Below are 17,541 nucleotides of genomic sequence, written 5' to 3'. Positions count from 1 at the left end.
AAACCGCTCGCGACCGCGTGAGGAGTCCCGCGCGCGGGCCGCCGCGGGCGAGGTCGCACGCCGCGGCGGCCGCGCGACCTCGCCGGACGCTGTGCTAGAGCGACAAACGGGTTGAAGCCGCACCCCAACAGCGAGAAGTTGGGACGCCAGAAGACGTCAAGATGCCAAAAGACGCCAGAATTTTATTGTTCTCTTGGCGTCTTTAGACGTCTTTTGGCGTCTTCTGGCGTCTCATTCTTGTGGTTGCCAATCCGATCGGTGCTCTAGCTGTGAAAGGGCTTCCGCTCGATCGTGAGTTTACAGACGCGCTGCATCGCGACGAGGTACCTGCCGCGCTCCGGTCCACCGAAGCCGCCCTGCGGGAGACGATCGTGTTTCTCCGGCGGGATGCCGGTTTCGCGCACGTCGAGTTGCTGCCCTACACCTTGCCCATTGTGGTCCTGTCAAAGTTCTTTTACGAATTTCCAACGCCTCGAGATCGCAGTCGCCTGCTGCTGCGCCGTTGGTTGTGGCGCGGAGCGCTCGGCGCCCGCCTGACCGGAGCCACCGTGGGGATGAGGCAGCACCTGAAGAACTGGTCGCTCGTGTACCCCGACGGCCGTCGTGCGCGGCTTTCGCCTGCCTACGATCTCGTCTCCACGATCGCCTGTGGCCCCGGTCTGGACCGCCTCGCCTTGCGGCTCTCCGGGGAGAAGGACTTCTCCCGCATCACCCGAGCTCACGAGAGACATCGTGTCCGAGACTTCGTCGCGCGCGCGCGACGCGTGGTCCACGCTACGCGGATCGTTGCCTATCGCCCCCGGCGCGCGGAACGCGCTGGATCAGCACCTGAACACGAGCCCGCTCTAACCGCACGCGGGCGTAGCCCCGGGCAGGCAGCGAGATCCTGGGGAGGGGGCCGCGCACGAGGCCGCCGCTTGCCAGGCTCGCTCGCCGGTGCTCGAGCGGGATCGAGCGACCCGGTAGCTTCGTGCACGCTCGAGATCGCACGTCCTCCGCGCTGCGCGAGGGGGCTACGCCGCATGGCGGTCGATTTGATGATAAATGGATGACTCCAAATGCAATGCTCGGCTCGCTCCTCTGGGCTGTTGCGAACATCCGGCGGCTGCGGCAAAGCTGCGCCGTGCGCCCTGCCTCGATCGAGCCGACCCGCTGGGATTCCCCGCGATGCGATGACTACGAGGATATCGACGCGGTCCGCCGGTACGAGCGCGAGGTGCGCGTCTATCGAGCGCACAGCGAGCCCTTCTCCGTCACGCCGCTCAGCGATCGAGTCGACGGCGACTACGCCGTGGCGAGCGGGAGCGGGGGGCGGTACGTCGTCGATCTCGTGGACGCCAGCGCGCGCCACGACACCTGCTCTTGCCCTGATTTCCTGGGCAATCAGCTCGGCACGTGCAAGCACCTCGAGGCCGTGCGCCGCGCGGTCGCGGAGCGCCCGGCGTGGCGCCGCGCGCTCGCCCGGATCGACGCGCCGGCGCGGCCCACGCTCACGGTCGACGCGCAGGACGGCCTGCGCCTGCTCGCGGTCGGCGCGTGGCCCGCGTCGCTCCGCGAGGAGCGCGCGCGCCTCGTCCAGGCGGGCGGCCTGCTGAGGATGGCGTCGGAGGGAACTCTCGGGAATCACGCGCCCGCGGCCCGGATCGTCCACGCGGCGCTGCCGGCGGCGGAGCGGCTCGCGGGGGGGATCTGGCACAAGCGCCGCCGGCGCTCACTCCAGGCGCGGGCGGGCCGCGAGCACGATGCGCTGGAGGCCCTCGGGCTGCCGCTCTTCCCGTACCAGCGCGAGGGTGTGCTCCACCTCTTCCGCAACGGGCGGGCGCTGCTCGCCGACGACATGGGCCTCGGCAAGACCCTCCAGGCGATCGCCGCGTGCGAGCTCTTGCGGCGCCGCGGCGAGGCGCGGCGGGTCCTCATCGTCACGGCGGCTTCGCTCAAGCACCAGTGGGCGCAGGAGATCGCGCGGTGGACGGGCGAGCGCGCCGCGGTGCTCGGCGGCTCTCCCGCGCAGCGTACGGGGGCGCTCGCGCTCGAGGCGGCGTACACGGTGCTGAGCTACGAGCTCACCTGGCGCGAGCTCTCGCGGCTCCAGGCGCTCGCGGCGGACGTGCTGGTGCTCGACGAGGCGCAGCGCGCGAAGAACTTCCGCACCAAGACGGCCGCGACGCTGCGCGCGATCCCGTCGCGCTTCCTGTTCGTCCTCACGGGGACGCCGGTCGAGAACCGCCTCGACGACCTGTACGCGCTGCTGCAGCTCGTCGACCCCACGCTGCTCGGGCCGCTCTGGCGGTTCAACGCCGACTTCCACCGCCAGGACGAGCGGGGAAGGATCGTCGGCTACCGGAACCTCGGGGAGCTGCGGCAGCGCGTCGCGCCGGTCGCGCTCCGGCGCGAGCGGGCCGAGGTGCTGCTCGATCTGCCGCCGCTCCTCGAGCAGACGCGGTACACGCCGCTCACGCGGGAGCAGCGCGAGCTCGAGGCGGACTACCGCGCGCAAGCGGCCCGGCTGATCGCGATCGCGGAGCGCCGGGCGCTGCGCAAGGAGGAGCTGGACCGGCTCATGATGATGCTCATGAAGGCGCGGCAGGCGTGCAACGCGCTCGAGCTGTGCGATCCGAGGCGCCGCAAGAAGGCATCGCCGAAGCTCGACGAGCTGGAGGCGCTGATCGCCGAGGTGACGGCGCAGCCCCGGAACAAGGTCATCGTGTTCTCCGAGTGGGTGGGGATGCTGGAGCTGGCCAGCGAGCGGCTCGACCGGCTGCGCGTCGGGCACGCGATGCTCCACGGCGACGTGCCGACAGAGCGCCGCCCGGCGCTGCTCGACCGGTTCCGGGACGACCCGGCGGTGCGGGTGCTCCTGAGCACGGACGCCGGCGGGGTAGGGCTCAACCTGCAGGCGGCGAGCTACGTCGTGCACCTGGATCTGCCGTGGAACCCGGCGCGCCTCGACCAGCGCACGGCGCGCGCGCACCGCCTGGGCCAGGCGCACCGCGTGAGCGTGACCTACCTGTGCGCCGAGGAGGGCATCGAGCGAGGCATCGAGGGCATCCTGAGCGACAAGCGCAAGGTGCTGGTGGCATCGCTCCGCGCCGACTCCACGGTGGAGGAGCTCTCGGCGCCGAGCTTCTCGGTGGTGCTGCGCGAGATGCGGGAGGTGCTGGCGGTGGCGGAGGGAGCCGAAGCGACGGATGCGGGCGCGACCGAGGAGGGGGGCGGCGACGTCCTGCCTGCGGCGAGCGGCGAGGGAGGCCAGGGCGCGCCGGGGACGAGGGGAGAGGCGACGCACGAGAAGGGCGACGGACAGGCGCGCTGGCCGTCGGCGGGCCCTCGCCCTCCGGCGGAGACCGCCCGGAACGCGGCAGCGGACAGGCTTCGGCTCGCGCGGGTGGTGCTGGACGCCGGCTTCGCCGCGGACGCCGCTCGCGCAGCCTACGAGGCGCTCGCCGGGACCATCGCGGGCATGCTGGAGGGGCCAGCGCCCGAGTCGCACGCGGCCCTCATCGCGGGCGTGTACCGCGACCTCGTGCCGGCCGGCGGGCTGCCCATCGAGGCCCACGCCGTGCTCGCGCGGCTCCACGACCTCGGCGCCCTCGCGCGCGCGGGCGTGCCGCTCGACGCGGCGCTCGCCAGGTCGGCCGTCGACGAGGCGACGAGCTGGGTCGCGCGGCTGGGGGGGGCGTCGCTCGAGCGCGCGGCCGAGCGGTAGCCTGATCCGGACATCGCGTCTCGCCGGGACTTCGGCGCGCGAGCCGGGCGCCGTACCGCCTCCAGCACGAGCGGGCCTTCTTCGAGGAGGAGCTGCCGCTCGAGGACAAGCGGATGCGGAGCTTTCAGACGACGAAGGTGCCTGTCCGCGACAGGGACGACAAGCCCATTTACATCGTGGGCCTCGTGCGGGACGTGACCCGTCAAAAAGAGGTCGAGCCGGCGCAGAGGACAGGACCGCATCGGCGTTGACCAAGAACCTGGCCCACCGTGCTCCCATGAGCGATCGCGCCCGCCCCGGCGTTCAGCGGCGAGCCCACCGGGTGACCGGCTCCGGCTAGGTGGAGTGGCTCGCTGCGCTCTCGGTCGAGAGCGGCAGCTCGACGCAGAAGGTCGAGCCCTGGCCGACCTCGCTCGACAGGTGAATTCGTCCGCCGTGCGCCTCGACGATGGTGCGCGCGATATAGAGGCCGAGCCCGAGCCCTCCATAATTCCGCGACGAGACGCCGCGGCGAAATCGCTCGAAGAGCTGCGTCCGCACCTCGGCCGGGATCCCGAGCCCGTGGTCCGCCACCGAGAGCCGCGCGACCCCGCCTTCCGCGGTGATGGTGATCTCGATCGGCGCGCGTTCCCCGAACTTGATGGCGTTGGTCAGGAGGTTGGTCACGACCTGTTCGAGGCGGTACCGGTCCCACCAGCCGGTGATCGGCTGCTCCGCGCGCACGGCGAGCGTGCTGCCCGACTGCGCGAGCTGGTCGCCGAGCTGGGCGACGATCTCGGCGACCAGCTCGCGCAGATCGACGGGCGCCCGGTCCAGCTCGAGCCTCCCCGCCTGGATGCGGGAGACATCGAGGAGCATGTCGACGAGGTTGGAGAGGCGCTTGATCTGGCGGCCGGAGAGGGCGACCGCCGAACGCACGCGCTCGGCGTCCATGCCCCGCGAGAGCCTTTGCCCGAGCGATTGAATGGAGAGCTGCAGGGAGGTGACCGGGGTGCGGAGCTCGTGCGAGGCGATGAGGAGGAACTCGTCCCTCAGACGGGTGGCCTCCTCCGCCGCCGCGCGCGCGCGGCGCTCGTCCAGGAGGAGCCGATCGCGCTGCTGCTCGGCGTGCACGCGCGCGGTGATGTCGCGGAAGCTCCAGACCCGCCCGGCCACGCGCGCTCCGAGGCGCTGGGGCTGCGTATAACACTCGAAGACCCGCTCGTTCCGAAGCGGGAACGTGTCGAAGGCGCTCGCCTCGGGATCGGCATAGAGGTCACGGACGCTTCGCAGGAACAGCTCGGGCTCGCGGAGCTGGCCGCCGACGAACGCGAGGAGCACATCGGCCGATCCGCCGTCGAGGACATCGGTGGGAATGCTCCACATCTGCGCGAGCCTGTGGTTATGGCGCACGACGCGCCTCGCGCCGTCGACGACAAGGATGCCGTCGGCCGTCGATTCGAGCGTGGCCTCGAGGAGCGAGTAGGAATGGCGCAGCACGTCCTCGGCGTGCTTGCGGCCCGTGATCTCGGTGGCGATACCGCAGACGCCATCAGGTTCGCCGGCGGGGCCGCAGAGTGGGAACTTGAGAGAGATGTACGTGCGTGCGCCGTCGCGCTGGGGGGCCACCTCATCGAGCTCCATGGCCCGATTCTGCTGCAGGACGAGCACGTCGTTGGCGCGATACTCATGGGCCTGCTCGCGCGGGAAGAGGTCGTGGTCGGTCTTGCCGATGACCTGCTCGCGGCGCATCTGGAAGAGCTCTTCCCACCCGCGGTTGACGAGCATGTAGCGGCCCTCGATGTCCTTGACGAAGACGACGGCGGCGGTGTTGTCGACGATGGCCTGGAGCAGATGCTGGCTCTCGCGGAGAGCGGCGTTCGAGCTGGCCAGCTCGGCCGTGCGCTCTCGGACCCGCTGCTCCAGCTCTTGATGGACACGCTGCAGCTCCGCGTTCTTTTCTTCGAGCTCCTTGTGCGCCTCGCGCAGGCTCAGGTGCGTCGTGATCCGTGCCATCACCTCTCCGATCTCGAACGGTCTGGTGATGTAATCGACGCCCCCCGCCCTGAACCCCACGAGCTTGTCGGCCGCATCGGTCAGACAGGTCATGAAAAGCACCGGGATGTCTCGAGTACTTTCAGCCGCTTTCAGGCGGCGGCACGTCTCGAAGCCGTCGATGCCAGGCATCAACACGTCCAGCAGGATCAGGTCGGGCCTCGTGAGGCTGGCCCGCTTCAAGGCCTCTTCACCGCCCTGAGCGACGAGCACGCGATGACCCATGCATTCCAGGCTATCCACCAGCACGCCGAGATTGGCGGGCACGTCATCCACGATCAGGATAACGCGGGTGCGCGGATCGGGGGCCGTGGCGCTGCTCATGGTCGCTGACCGCCCTCCATGCACCGCGGCAGCTCCGGCCCCACCATCGCCATCGGCTCGACCCCCTGCAGGCGTTCCTCGACCAGGGTGAGGAGCGCGTGGGACTGGTAGTCCTGCGCGAGGCGATCGAGGCGGTCGGCGAAGGGGCGGTAGCGGTCGCCCAGGGTGATCAGGTAGGCGGCCCGCTTTCGGATGTCACGCATGTTGCCCTCCAGGGCCAGGGCATGGAGGACTTCCATCTCCTCCCGGGGAGGCGCCACGAGCTCCGCGGCGCCCCTGTCCCCGGCTTGCTCCTCGGCCGGTCTGGCATAGACCCAGGTGAGCCCGAGCTGGGCGCCGATGACCCGCAGCAGGCTCTGCTGATCGACCGGCTTGGTGAGGAAGGCGTCCGCGCCGGCGGCGACGCTCTCGGCCCGGTCCTCCTCGTTGGCGCTCGCGGAGACGACGATGAGCGGCAGCCGCGCGAGCCCCCGAGCCTCGCGATCGCGGCGAATGCAATGGATGGTCTCCAGGCCGCCCATCACCGGCATGACCAGATCCATCACCACCAGATCCGGCGAGGCGGCCATGGCCTGCTCGATGGCCTCCTGGCCATTGGCCGCCTCGCGGACCTCGAAGCCCCGGCTGCTCAGCAGGTCCGAGAGCACCGCCCGATTGCCCACCACGTCGTCGGCGACCAGCACCTTCCGGCGCGGCCCCTCGTAGCCGACGGCGACCCGCTCGGAAGGCCGGAGGGGCGCGGCGATCTCGGTCACCGGCAAGGTCGCATCGAACCAGAAGCGGCTGCCTTCGTCGGGCCGGCTCTCCACGTGGATCTCGCTGCCCATGAGGTGCACCAGCTGGCGGCTTATCATGAGCCCGAGGCCGGTACCCGGACGGCGCCGCACATCACCTACCCGCCCGAAAGGCTGGAAGAGCTTGGCCAGCTGCTCCGGCGTCATTCCGACGCCGGTATCCTCCACCTCGAAGCGCAGGCGCGCCCCGGTCTCGTCGGTCTCGTCCTGCGCCAGCACCTGCACCCCGAAGCGCACCCGCCCCCGATCGGTGAATTTCACCGCGTTGCCCAGGAGGTTGAGCAGCACCTGACGCAGGCGCTTCTCGTCGGCCAGCGCCGCCCGGGGCAGGTGCGGCGTGACGTCGTAGACGAAGTGAAGGCTCTTCTGCTCCGCCCTGACGCGGATGATGTCGGCGACGACCGTCAGGAAGGCAGAGAGATCGATCGGTTCGGGGTAGAGCTCCAGCTTGCTCGCCTCGATCTTGGCCAGGTCCAGAAGGTCGTTGATGAGGGTCAAGAGGTGCTGGCCGCTCTGCTGGATGGTATTCAGTCCCACCGCCTGGCGGTCTTCGAGACCGGATGAGCGCTTGAGGATCTGTGCGTAGCCGAGGATGGCGTTGAGCGGCGTGCGCAGCTCGTGGCTCATGTTCCTCAGGAACTCGGTCTTCGCTCGGCTCTCGGCTTCGGCCGTCTTGCGGGCCTGGCGCTCCGCCTCGGCCTGCTTGCGCTCGGTGATGTCGGTGGAAATGCCGCAGACGGCATAAGGCTGCCCCGCCGCGTTGCACAGGGGATACTTCAGAGAGATGTAGGTGTGCAGCCCATCGTCCTGGAGGGCCTCTTCCTCGGCTTGAAGCGCGGTTCCGGTGGCCAGCACCTCCTGGTCGACGGCGCGGTAGGCATCGGCCCTCTCCCTGGGAAATATATCGTAGTCGGTCCGGCCGACGATCGCTTGCTCACTGACGTGGAACAGCTCAGCGTAGCGCCGGTTGATCATCAGGTAACGACCCTCGAGGTTCTTGAGGGAGATGACCGCTGTCGAGTTGTCGACGATCGACTGGAGGAGCTCTTTGCTGTCCCGCACGGCCTGCTCGGCTCGCCGGCGTTCGCTGTTCTCCTGGAGCAGGTCGGCGTAGAGCGTGGCATTGGCGATCGAGATGGCGGCCTGGGCGGAGAGCAGCTCCAGCACCGAGAGCCGGTCCGGGGTGAACGCGCCGGCGATGAGGTCGTTTTCCAGGTAGAGCAACCCCACGAGCTCCGCCTGCCGCAGGATGGGCAGGCAGAGGGCGGATCTGGCGTACCGATAGAGGTCGTCGCCGGCGATGATGGGGTTCCGTGCCGTCCCGTCGTCCAGGATCACCTTCTCCCGGCTGCGCCGGACGTAGTTGAGCAGGGACGCCGGCAGATCCGGAGGGAGGGCTTCGGGCTCGTGAGGAATACGCACCTCGATCTCGGGCCCCTCCGCCCTCGCCTCGGCCGTCAAGAACAGGGTCTCGCCGCGGGCGAGGAGCAGGCAGCCCCGCCTCGCGCCGGCGTTCTCGACCAGGATGCGCATGAGCGCGTCGAGCAGGCGGTCGAGGACGATCTCGCCCGAGATGGCCTGGGAGGCCTTGAGCACCGAGCCGAGGTCGAGCGCGGCGCCGGCGGGCGCGGCGGCCTCCGGGCACGTCGCGCCGCGGAGGAGCTCGCTCGGGACGAGGTCGGGGTGCGCGCGTTCGAGGCGCCGCATCGCCTCCGTCGCGCCCCAGCGGCCGTAGGCCCTTTGCGCCTCGGTCATGTAAGCGCGGGCAATGGTGGTCTTGCCGAGGACGAGCCAGTGGCGCGCGCAGAGCTCGTTGCCGAGGGCCTCATCCTGGAGGAAGCGGTTCTGTTTCGCGAGGGCGATCCCCTCGTCGTAGTGATCGCTCGCTGCGTGCGCATCGCCGCGGACGCGCTCGAGCTCGGCAAGGAGCAGGGCGCGGCGGTGGGCGAAGTTCTCCGGGCCGAGGTCGGCCCAGCGGGAGACCTTGGCGGCGAACTGCTCGGCGCGGGTGATGAAGAGCGCACGCTCGTCCGGCGAAACGACGTCCGAGGCCCGCGCGAGCGCGATACCGCTGTAGAAGTGGAAAGACGGGGTTCCGAGCCAGGCCCGATTGGGCTCGAACCCGAAGTTAACCTGGAGGGTCGCGCGCGCCCCCTCCTCGAACTCACCCTGGAAGACGAGCAGGAACACGACGTAGAAGCTCGCGAAGTAATGCCAAGCTTGGTAGTTGTGCCGGCGCGCCTCGTCGAAGATGTTCTCGATGTTGATCCACTCCCCCACGAGCACGGCGGGGCGCTCGGTCGCGATCGAGAGGTTGTGCGCGATCTGCCCGACCGAGCTGGATATCCAGGTGATGGCGCTGAACCGGTCGAGCTTGAACATCGGCACGAGGCTCCTCGCCTCGGCGAGGAGGTCAGGGATCGGCAGACCGCGGATGAGGCTATTCGTGCTGAGGTTGGCCGTGTTGTAGAAAGCCCAGATGTACTGGCCGGTCTCGACCCCGGCGTGAATGCCGGTGAGCAGCGGCTCCCTGCAGGCGTCGAAGCTATCTTTGCAGTGCTGGATGTGGGCGGCCCACATGTTGCACAACATCGCTTCGGATTTTTTGTCCGGGTATCGCTCGGCGAGCGCGAGGGCGGCGCGGCCGAACTGGTAGCCGAGCTCGACGTCGCCCCGGGCACAGAGGAAAGACCCGAAGTTCACGCAGCCGTAGATCGAGTTTGGTGACAGGCCGTGGAGGTAGGAGATCTCCAAGATCTTCGCGAACATGATGCCGTAGTTGTTCGGACTGATGTGGTAGGTGGGGGAGAAGAGCTCCTGGAGCACGTTCTGCAGTGCCGCGATCTCCCGGTCCACGAGCGGGGGCAGGTCCAAGAGCGCCTCGAGCGAGCGCTCGCGGACGATGGCCATCGTCGTGCGAATGTGGGCGTCGAGCGTCTCGTCGTCGGGCATGAGAGGCAGGTCGATCCCGAACCCCCTGAGGGCCTCGAGCCCCTCGGCGAGGGCGGCCGAAAGGTCGTTTCTCAGCACCTGCACGTTCATCTTGAGCCGCAGCACCTCGGTGCGATCGAGCCGGCTCGCGGTCCGCTCCAGGCAATCGGAGAGGAGCGCCAGGGCGTCGTCGTGCTGGCCCGAGAGCGAGAGCATGAGGCCGGTCTTCATCGCGTATGCGAGGCGGAGCGGGTACTGCGACGTCCACGCGTCCTCCGGGAGGCGCAGCAGGCCGAGCTCAAGGTAGCGCAGGGCGGCGCCGAAGGCGGCCGAGTCCTCGGCGCGGCAGGCGGCATCGAGGCTCATGCGGGCGAGGGAAAGGCGCTCCGCGGGGTCCGACACGAGGTCGCCAGCGCTGTTCAGGTGGCCGACGACGTCGAAGAGGCTCTGGCTCTCGGAGAGGTCCAGCTTGCCCGCGAGCAGCCGGCCGATCCGGAGGTGGAAGGCGGGCCGGTCCGCCTCCGGGATCATCGCGTAGGCGCCCTCCTGGACCTTGTCATGGGCGAAGCGGTAGCCCTCGCGCCCGGCCAGCACGAGCCCCTCGCCGACGGCGGGATCGAGGCGGCCGTACACCTCTTCCGGCGAGCACTCGCTCACCGTGGCGAGCATGTCGAGCTCGAACCGGTTGCCGATGGCCGCGGCGAGCTTGAGCGCCTCCACCGCCTCCGGCGGCAGGCGCGCGATGGTGCGCACCATGAGGTCGACGACATTGTCCGTGTACGCGAGCGCCTCGATCCGGGCGAGGTCCCAGCGCCAGCCTGACCCGGCTGCGAACGTGAGCACGCCGTGGTCGTGCAGCGACCGGACGAACTCCTTGACGAAGAACGGGTTGCCACCTGTCTTCTTCTGCACCGCATCGACGAGCGGCCCGCAGTCGTCGCGCTCCAGGCTGTCCGAGAGCATCTCGAGGAGGTGCGAGCGCGCGAGCGGGGCGAGGACGATGTCGCGCACGACGAGCCCGGCATTCTTTAGCTCCTCGATGGCCCGGACGAACGGGTGCCCGGGCGACACCTCGTTGTCGCGGTAGGCGCCGCAGAAGAAGAGCGCCGCGAGCGAGTCGTCGGCCAGCAGAGAGCGGAGCAGCCCCAGGCTCGCGGCGTCGATCCACTGGAGATCGTCGAGGAACAGGACGAGCGGGTGCGCGTGCCGTGCGAACACCGAGACGAACAGCAAGAAGCAGCGGTTCAGGCGGTTCTGCGCCTCGAGCGGGGCGAGCGCCGGCACGGGCGGCTGCGCGCCGACCACATGGCCGAGCGAGGGGATGACGTCGCAGACGACCTGCGCGTTCGGCCCGAGCGCCTCGAGGATCGCGCTGCGCCAGCGCTCGATGCGCGCCTCGCTCTCGGTGAGGATCTGCCGCACCAGGCCGTCGAACGCCAGGATCACCGCGCTGTAGGGCGCGTCGCGGTTGTACTGGTCGTACTTGCCGCTCGTGAAATAGCCTTTCTGCCGCGCGAGCGGCCGCAGGATCTCCTGCACGAGCGAGGACTTGCCGATGCCCGAGTAGCCGGAGACGAGGACGCTCTCGCGGCTGCCCTCGAGCGCGCGCTCGAACGCGGCGGTCAGCGCCTCGATGTCCTGCTCGCGGCCATAGAGCTTCTGGTGGATCCGGAACAGGTCCTGGCGATCGTGCTGGCCCGCGACGAAGGGCTCGATCGTCCCCGTGCCGCGCAGGGCCTCGCGACAGCGGTCGAGGTCGGCGAGCAGGCCCTCGGCGCTCTGGTAGCGGTCCTCGGCGTTCTTCGCGAGCAGCTTGAGCACGACGCCGGAGATGGCCTCGGGGATCGTCGGGTCGACGCGGGACGGCGGCGCGGGCGCGAGGGCGAGGTGCGCGTGGATGAGCTCCATCGGGTCCAGGGCCTCGAAGGGGCGCTGACCCGTGAGCACCTGGTAAAGGATGACGCCGAGCGCGTAGAGGTCCGTCCGGTAGTCGACGCCGCGGTTCATGCGGCCTGTCTGCTCGGGGGAGACGTAGGGCAGCACGTCGGCGATCACCGCCGGTGCGTAGAGCCGTTCGTGCGCGCGGGTGATCTCGGCGTCGACGCCGAAGCTCGTGATCTTGACCGCGCCGCATGCGCCGACGAGCACGTTGTGCGGGCGCAGATCGCGGTGGATGAGCCCCGCCGCGTGCACGGGGGCGAGGCCTTCGGCGAGCGCGGCCGCGAGATCGAGCGCCTCGCAGAGCGGCATTCTGAGCGACGGGCGCGCGGCGAGGATCCGCGCGAGATCGCGGCCCGGGAAGTCCTCGAGAACGACCATCAGGGCGCCGGCGAGCTCCTCGACGGCGTGCAGGGCGACGAGGCGGGGTGAGGCGAGCTGCGCGATGCGCTCGCACTGATGCTTGAAGCGCGCGACCTCGGCGCGAGTCGCTCTCTCGGCGCGCAGGACTTTCAGCAAGACCGGGACACCGTCGTCCTCGCGGCACGCGCGGAACAAGCTGAAATCAGCGTGTTCCTCGATCTTCTCGAGGCGCGCATACCCTCTTTCGACGATCATCAATAGCCTTGCTCGCCTGCCCGTGAAAGGCGGCGCATTCAACCAGTTATATCTCCGGAGGCGGAGATCTGGCACCGAGCTGTGCCGCCAGGGGGGTTGGCGCTGCCCACGCCCCCCAGCCCGCCAGCATCATAGCGAACGTTCGATGACGAGTACGAGCGGCGGAACGAGCTCCCCAGAGCCAGGTGCGGATCGGCGGACGACACCAACAACAACCGCCTGCGCGCCGCCCTGGGGGAGATCGAAGTCCGTCGAATCGACCCAGGACGGACGAAGGAGGGGAGCGCGATGTATGTCTGAACTGCGGTGTACTGATGCGCAATCAGCAGAACCGGGCCAACCAGGGGCGTCCCGAGGCGAGCCGCCGGTCGACCTCGGGAATCGGGTCGTCCCCCGCTCCTCGGCGCTACTTCGGCCCGGCCCTGCCGATCGCGATGACGTTCTGCTGCGCCGCCGGCTTGCCGCCCTCGTTCGCTGACACGAACGCGCGCGGGTGCGCCCTGAGGAGCGTCACCGTGAGCGTGATGCCCCAGCCGTCGTTCGTCTTGAGCTCGGCGTGACCGTGGCTGTCCTCGACCGCCAGGATCAGCCGGCCGAGCGGCTCTAGACCGGCCGGGGCGGAGCCAGGGGCGGTGAGCACGCGCTGGAGCGCCGACTCCGGCAGCCCCAGGCCGAAGCCGACGTCCAGGATCGACAGCTGCACGCCCTGGGGCGCCTCGCGCACCGACACCACGGGGCCGTGGCCGGGGAGCCCGCGGCCCGCGACGTCGGTGAGGAACGCCTCGAGCACCTGCTCGAGCTCGCCGCGGTGCCCGAGGGCGTGCGTGGCGCCGCGGATGGGCTCGAGCCGCACGGCCCGGCCCGTCGCGCGGGAGGCGCTGGCGACGGCATCGGCCACGACGTCGCCGAGCTGGAAGGCGCAGAGCGGATCGGCGGCGTCGCGCACCGCGAGCGGCCGCACGTTGTCGGACACGGGGGCCGCCTGCTGGACGGGGATGAGCGCGGCGACGTAGCCCGCGATCCACGAGGAGCCGTCGGACTCGCGCCGCAGCGGGCGCACCGAGAGCACGGCCGGCTCGGGCGCGCTGACGCTCAGCTCGATGCCGTCGTCGCTCGCCATCACGCTGGAGAGCGACACGGCGGCGTCGCTCGCGGCCGTGGCGCCGAGGACGTCGCCCAGCGTGAGCGAGCCGGGCGGGAGCGCCGCGCTCGCGCTCTCCGCGGGCACCGTGACGTCGCGCGCCCGCAGCCACTTCGCGAACTCGGGCGCGACGAAGCGGACGTCGCCGAAGGCGTCCGCGTACAGCAGCCCGACCGGCGCGCTGCGCAGCATCGAGCCGAAGAGCTGGAGGTCGTCGAGCGCGACGCGCGCGCCCTCGACCAGATCGTCCTCCGGCGAGCCGCCGCCGCGCGCCTCGCCCGCGCCGGCCTGCGCCGTGCGCGCGAGGCGCTTCCTGCGCAGGAGCAGCGCGAGCTCGCGGCCGACGTGCTCGGCGCGCTCCGGCTCGCGCGAGAACGTCTGCTCGGCGACCGGGCCGCAGAAGAACACGTACCCCTCGATCTCGCCGAACGCGATGAGCGGGACCACGACCGCCGGCATGTCCTGCTTCGCCAGGAACCGGCGCGAGAGGCGGATCGCCGGCACGCCCTGCTCGCTGCTGTACGGGGGGCGGCGGACGTCGCGGCGGAGCTCGGCGACGAAGCTCTCGCCGCCGCCCTGCCTGTCGTTCCAGAACCGGAGGTGCCAGCTCCCCGCGGGCAGCTCCGCGACGAGCACGAGATCGGCCGGGTGCGCCTGCTCCGCGAGGCGCGCCACGCGCGGCCAGAACTCCTCGTCCGGCAGCGTGTGGACGCCCTGCATGCGGAACAGCGCGGCGCGCTGGATGAGCTCCGCGGCGCGATCGACGGAGCGCTGGACGACGAGCCCGCGCACGATCATGACCCCCGCGAACGCGACAGCGAGGCCGAACAGCGCGCTCGGCAGCGCGATGAGGCTCGCCTCGGCCCGCGCGGCGAGCACGCCCTGCCCCGCCGCGAGCGCGAACACGCCGAGGAACAGCGCGGCCGTGGCGACCAGGCTCCCGTAGCGGCGGCGCGCGGTCCTCACGAGCCCGCCCGCGAGCAGCACGAACAGCGCCGGCACCCACGCCGGCGCCGAGGCGCGCCGGCCGCCGTCGAGCAGCCCGCCGAGCACCGCGGCGACGCCCCTCGCCGGGGGCAGCGCCGACGTCGCGACCGCCTGGGGAGCAACGCCGCCGGCGCCCACCGCGACCACGGCGACGCGGCCCTCGAGCGCGCTCGCGGGGACCTGGCCGTCCGCGAGATCGCGCAGGCTGACCGCCGGGACGCTCTGCGGCGCCTTCTTGAGCACCCAGGGCGCCGCCGAGACGCCGAGCGCGCCGAGCTCCGGCGCGCGCTCCCCCGCCGGGAGCGGGAAGAAGCCGACGACATCGCCGGCGCTCAGGCGGAGCAGCTCGGGCGGCATCCGGACGACCGGCGCGGCGCTCGCGGCGCTCGTGGCGTTCGCGGCGCCCGCGCGGCTCGCGGCGCCGCCGCCGCAGAACGCGTCGGCCGGGGGGATCAGCAGCGCGCCGCGCGCGCGCCCGCGCTCGAGGAGCCCCGGGAGCGAGCGCTCGCAGAGCCCTTCGCGCAGCGCCTCGGGCGAGGCCGTGACGAGCAGCACCTGCGCGGACGGCGCGGCGTCGGCGAGCGCGGACGCGGTGAGGCCGCGCGCCACGTAGTCGAGCCGATCGAGCGGCGCCACGGCGGCGATCAGCGCCCCCGCGACGATCGAGAGCACGTCAGGCGTGAGCCACCCGAAGCGCGTCGCCTCCGCCCGCGCGGCCATCCGGCGCGGGATGCGAAAGGGCTTGGGGATCCGCGGACGGTAAGTCTTCGCCATAATCGCTGAAGGCCGCGGCCCTCGAGGGGGGCGCGGGACGCCCCGGGCAGCCTGAGCGTCGCATCGTGGTCGAATCAATACAATTGTCCACCCGGGTCCGCCGCGCCAAAAACATCGGCTGTGCGACGAGACGGTCGCTCCCCAGGGCACCAGGCGCAGCCGTCGCGCCCGCCTCTAACGTCCTCCGGTGCGCCGCGATCTCCGACCTGGCCGCGGCGCCGCGGTGTGTTCTGGGCCGCGGCGCCGCCGTGAATCCCGGGCCGGGGCGAAGCGGTTCGCGACAGGGTGCGACGTGGTGCTCCCAACGCTCCGCCGACGCGCGTTGTGTTGCGGGCGGCGCACGTGTGATGCGACGTCAGCGCGCTGTGACGATTCGGCTGGATCGGCCTGTCGGAAGCGGTTTGAATCCTTGGTGCCTATGCGCCGTGCTTCACCTGTGCTTCATGCCGCGCCCGTCCTTGGTCTGCTCAGCTTGGTCAGCAGCGTGGCCTTCTCGGCCTCTGGCTGTGGCTGCGAGTCGGATGTGCAGATCGCAGATTCTTCGGGCAGCGGGGGCGCGGGCGGCGGCGCAGGGGGCGGGGGAGCCGGCGGCGCGACCGGGAGCGGCGGCGGCGGCGCGGCCGGGAGCGGCGGCGGCGGCGCGGCCGAGGTCGGCGGCGGTGGGGCCGGCGGCGCCGGTGGGGAGGAGCTGCCGGACGAGCTGCCCGACTTCACCGAGGAGGAGCGTGAGCCCACCGAGGCCACGGACGGCATCCCGAGCCCGCTGCCGGGCGTGTACACCGACAAGGGCGTGGCCGGGGGCGACGAGGTGGTCCGCGCGCTGATGGGCTTCCCCATCCGCAACTCGGGGCTGCTCGAGCAGCGGATCGCCGAGATCTACGACCCGGCGAGCCCGCGGTTCCGCCAGTACCTCACCCGGGACGAGTGGATCGCGGCGTACGCGCCGCGGGAGCGCGACGTGCACCTCGTGAAGCTCTGGCTCGAGGAGCAGGGGATGCAGGTGAACTTCACGGCCACGAACCGGCTGCTGATCCAGTTCACCGGCACGGTGAGCCAGTTCAACGAGACCTTCGACACGGAGCTCCGGGTCTTCGAGCGGGAGAACCCTCAGGCGGGGAATCCGCCCTTCGACGTCTTCGGCTCCCTCGGCCAGCTCACCGTGCCGACGTGGGTGTCCGCTCGCACGACCGGCATCATCACCGCGGATCTCGCGGCGAGCACCCGGGCGCTCCCGGGCGAGGCCGGGGAGATCGAGCCGGATCCGCCGGCCGGCGTCGAGAGGGGGCTGACCCCGGCGCTGATCGCGGGCGCGTACGACGTCGATGATCTCTACGAGCTCGGGTTCACCGGCGAGGGCGTGAAGCTCGGGGTCACGATCGGCGCGACCTTCAAGTACAAGGACCTGCAGTCGTTCTGGCGGGCGCTCGGCGTGGAGCGGGCGAACCCGGAGGTCGTCCAGACCATGGAGCCGGTCGCGACGCGCTATGTGGAGTCGACGCTCGACGTGTCATGGTCGGGCGGCCTCGCGCCGGGCGCGGACCTCGTGGTGTACCAGGGCCCCGACGCGCGCAACACGTCGATGGTCTACACGTTCAACGAGGCCATCGGCCGCGGCGAGGTGTCGGTCATCACGGACTCGTTCGCCCACCGCGAGGACTCCGAGCCGCCGGCCGTGCGGCTCCAGTACCATCGCTCGGCGCAGATGGCCGCGGCGCTCGGGATCACCGTGGTCGCGGCGACCGGCGACTCGGCGCAGACCGACACGCCCTCGGCGAGCCCGTACGTGACCGGGGTCGGCGGGACGTCGCTCTCGCTCGACGAGGACGGCGAGGTCGAGGACGAGATCGCCTGGTCCGGCTCCGGCTCCGGTCCGACGCTCTCGTTCCCCATCCCTCCCTGGCAGGTCGGGGTCGTCGAGGGATCCGGCGGCAAGCGGGCGGTCGCGGACGTCGCCATGCACGCCGCGACCTCGCCGAGGCCGCACTGGGTCTACTACCTCGGCGAGTGGCGGACGTACGGGGGGACGTCGTTCTCGGCGCCCGCGTTCGCGGGGCTCATCGCCGTGGTGAACAGCTACCGCGCCGCGCAGGGCCTGCCGCGCGTCGGGTTCCTCAACTCGATCCTCTACACGACCCCCGCGGTGCAGGCGACGTTCCGCGACGTCGTGCGCGGCGAGACGGAGTTCTTTGCCGCGGGGCCCGGCTGGGACTACCCGACGGGCTGGGGCGCGCCGAGCGCGATCGGCCTGGCCACCACGCTGCCGTAGCGCGCCCGCGCCGGCAACCGCGCCGGGC

6 protein-coding genes and 1 pseudogene are annotated in these 17,541 nt (G+C 71.1%); 4 read left to right on the top strand and 3 right to left on the bottom strand.

The features are described from left to right. The first annotated feature begins 554 nt into the window (after positions 1 to 554). The 3 genes and pseudogenes from WME97_RS40545 to WME97_RS40535 form a co-directional block, all read left to right on the top strand. Positions 555 to 1,052, top strand: coding sequence for a HipA domain-containing protein (locus tag WME97_RS40545; protein WP_437555588.1), 498 nt, complete (start codon positions 555 to 557; stop codon positions 1,050 to 1,052). After that, on the top strand, positions 1,049 to 3,706 hold the full coding sequence (locus WME97_RS40540; RefSeq protein WP_437545757.1) for a DEAD/DEAH box helicase: 2,658 nt from the start codon (positions 1,049 to 1,051) through the stop codon (positions 3,704 to 3,706). Before WME97_RS40545 ends, WME97_RS40540 begins: the two co-directional genes overlap by 4 nt. 77 nt (positions 3,707 to 3,783) lie before the next feature. Beyond that, positions 3,784 to 3,957: pseudogene (locus WME97_RS40535) on the top strand (PAS domain-containing protein); the annotation flags it as partial. Positions 3,958 to 4,042: 85 nt separating this feature from the next. Here the strand turns inward: WME97_RS40535 and WME97_RS40530 are convergent. The 3 genes from WME97_RS40530 to WME97_RS40520 form a co-directional block, all read right to left on the bottom strand. After that, positions 4,043 to 6,064 (bottom strand): ATP-binding protein, encoded by a 2,022-nt coding sequence (locus WME97_RS40530; RefSeq protein WP_437545755.1) that lies wholly within the window; start codon positions 6,062 to 6,064, stop codon positions 4,043 to 4,045. Further along, the gene (locus WME97_RS40525) at positions 6,061 to 12,345 is read right to left on the bottom strand and encodes an AAA family ATPase (protein WP_437545753.1); all 6,285 of its coding nucleotides are present in this window, start codon (positions 12,343 to 12,345) and stop codon (positions 6,061 to 6,063) included. Before WME97_RS40525 ends, WME97_RS40530 begins: the two co-directional genes overlap by 4 nt. Positions 12,346 to 12,751: 406 nt before the next feature. Then, positions 12,752 to 15,247 carry a hypothetical protein gene (locus tag WME97_RS40520; RefSeq protein ID WP_437545751.1) on the bottom strand — a complete coding sequence of 832 codons (2,496 nt, stop codon included), beginning with the start codon at positions 15,245 to 15,247 and terminating at the stop codon, positions 12,752 to 12,754. A gap of 523 nt (positions 15,248 to 15,770) precedes the next feature. Here WME97_RS40520 and WME97_RS40515 point away from each other — a divergent pair. Next, positions 15,771 to 17,513 carry a S53 family peptidase gene (locus WME97_RS40515; protein WP_437545749.1) on the top strand — a complete coding sequence of 581 codons (1,743 nt, stop codon included), beginning with the start codon at positions 15,771 to 15,773 and terminating at the stop codon, positions 17,511 to 17,513. Positions 17,514 to 17,541: the final 28 nt, after the last annotated feature.

The organism is Sorangium sp. So ce367 (assembly GCF_051520455.1).
Taxonomy (GTDB): domain Bacteria; phylum Myxococcota_A; class Polyangia; order Polyangiales; family Polyangiaceae; genus Sorangium; species Sorangium cellulosum_B.
This window is presented reverse-complemented; position numbering and strand designations above follow the sequence as displayed.

Coding starts and splice junctions, on each gene's coding strand:
- WME97_RS40540 (WP_437545757.1), top strand. CDS start 1,049: ATGACTCCAAATGCAATGCTCGGCTCGCTCCTCTGGGCTGTTGCGAAC.
- WME97_RS40520 (WP_437545751.1), bottom strand. CDS start 15,247: ATGGCGAAGACTTACCGTCCGCGGATCCCCAAGCCCTTTCGCATCCCG.
- WME97_RS40525 (WP_437545753.1), bottom strand. CDS start 12,345: ATGATCGTCGAAAGAGGGTATGCGCGCCTCGAGAAGATCGAGGAACAC.
- WME97_RS40545 (WP_437555588.1), top strand. CDS start 555: ATGAGGCAGCACCTGAAGAACTGGTCGCTCGTGTACCCCGACGGCCGT.
- WME97_RS40530 (WP_437545755.1), bottom strand. CDS start 6,064: ATGAGCAGCGCCACGGCCCCCGATCCGCGCACCCGCGTTATCCTGATC.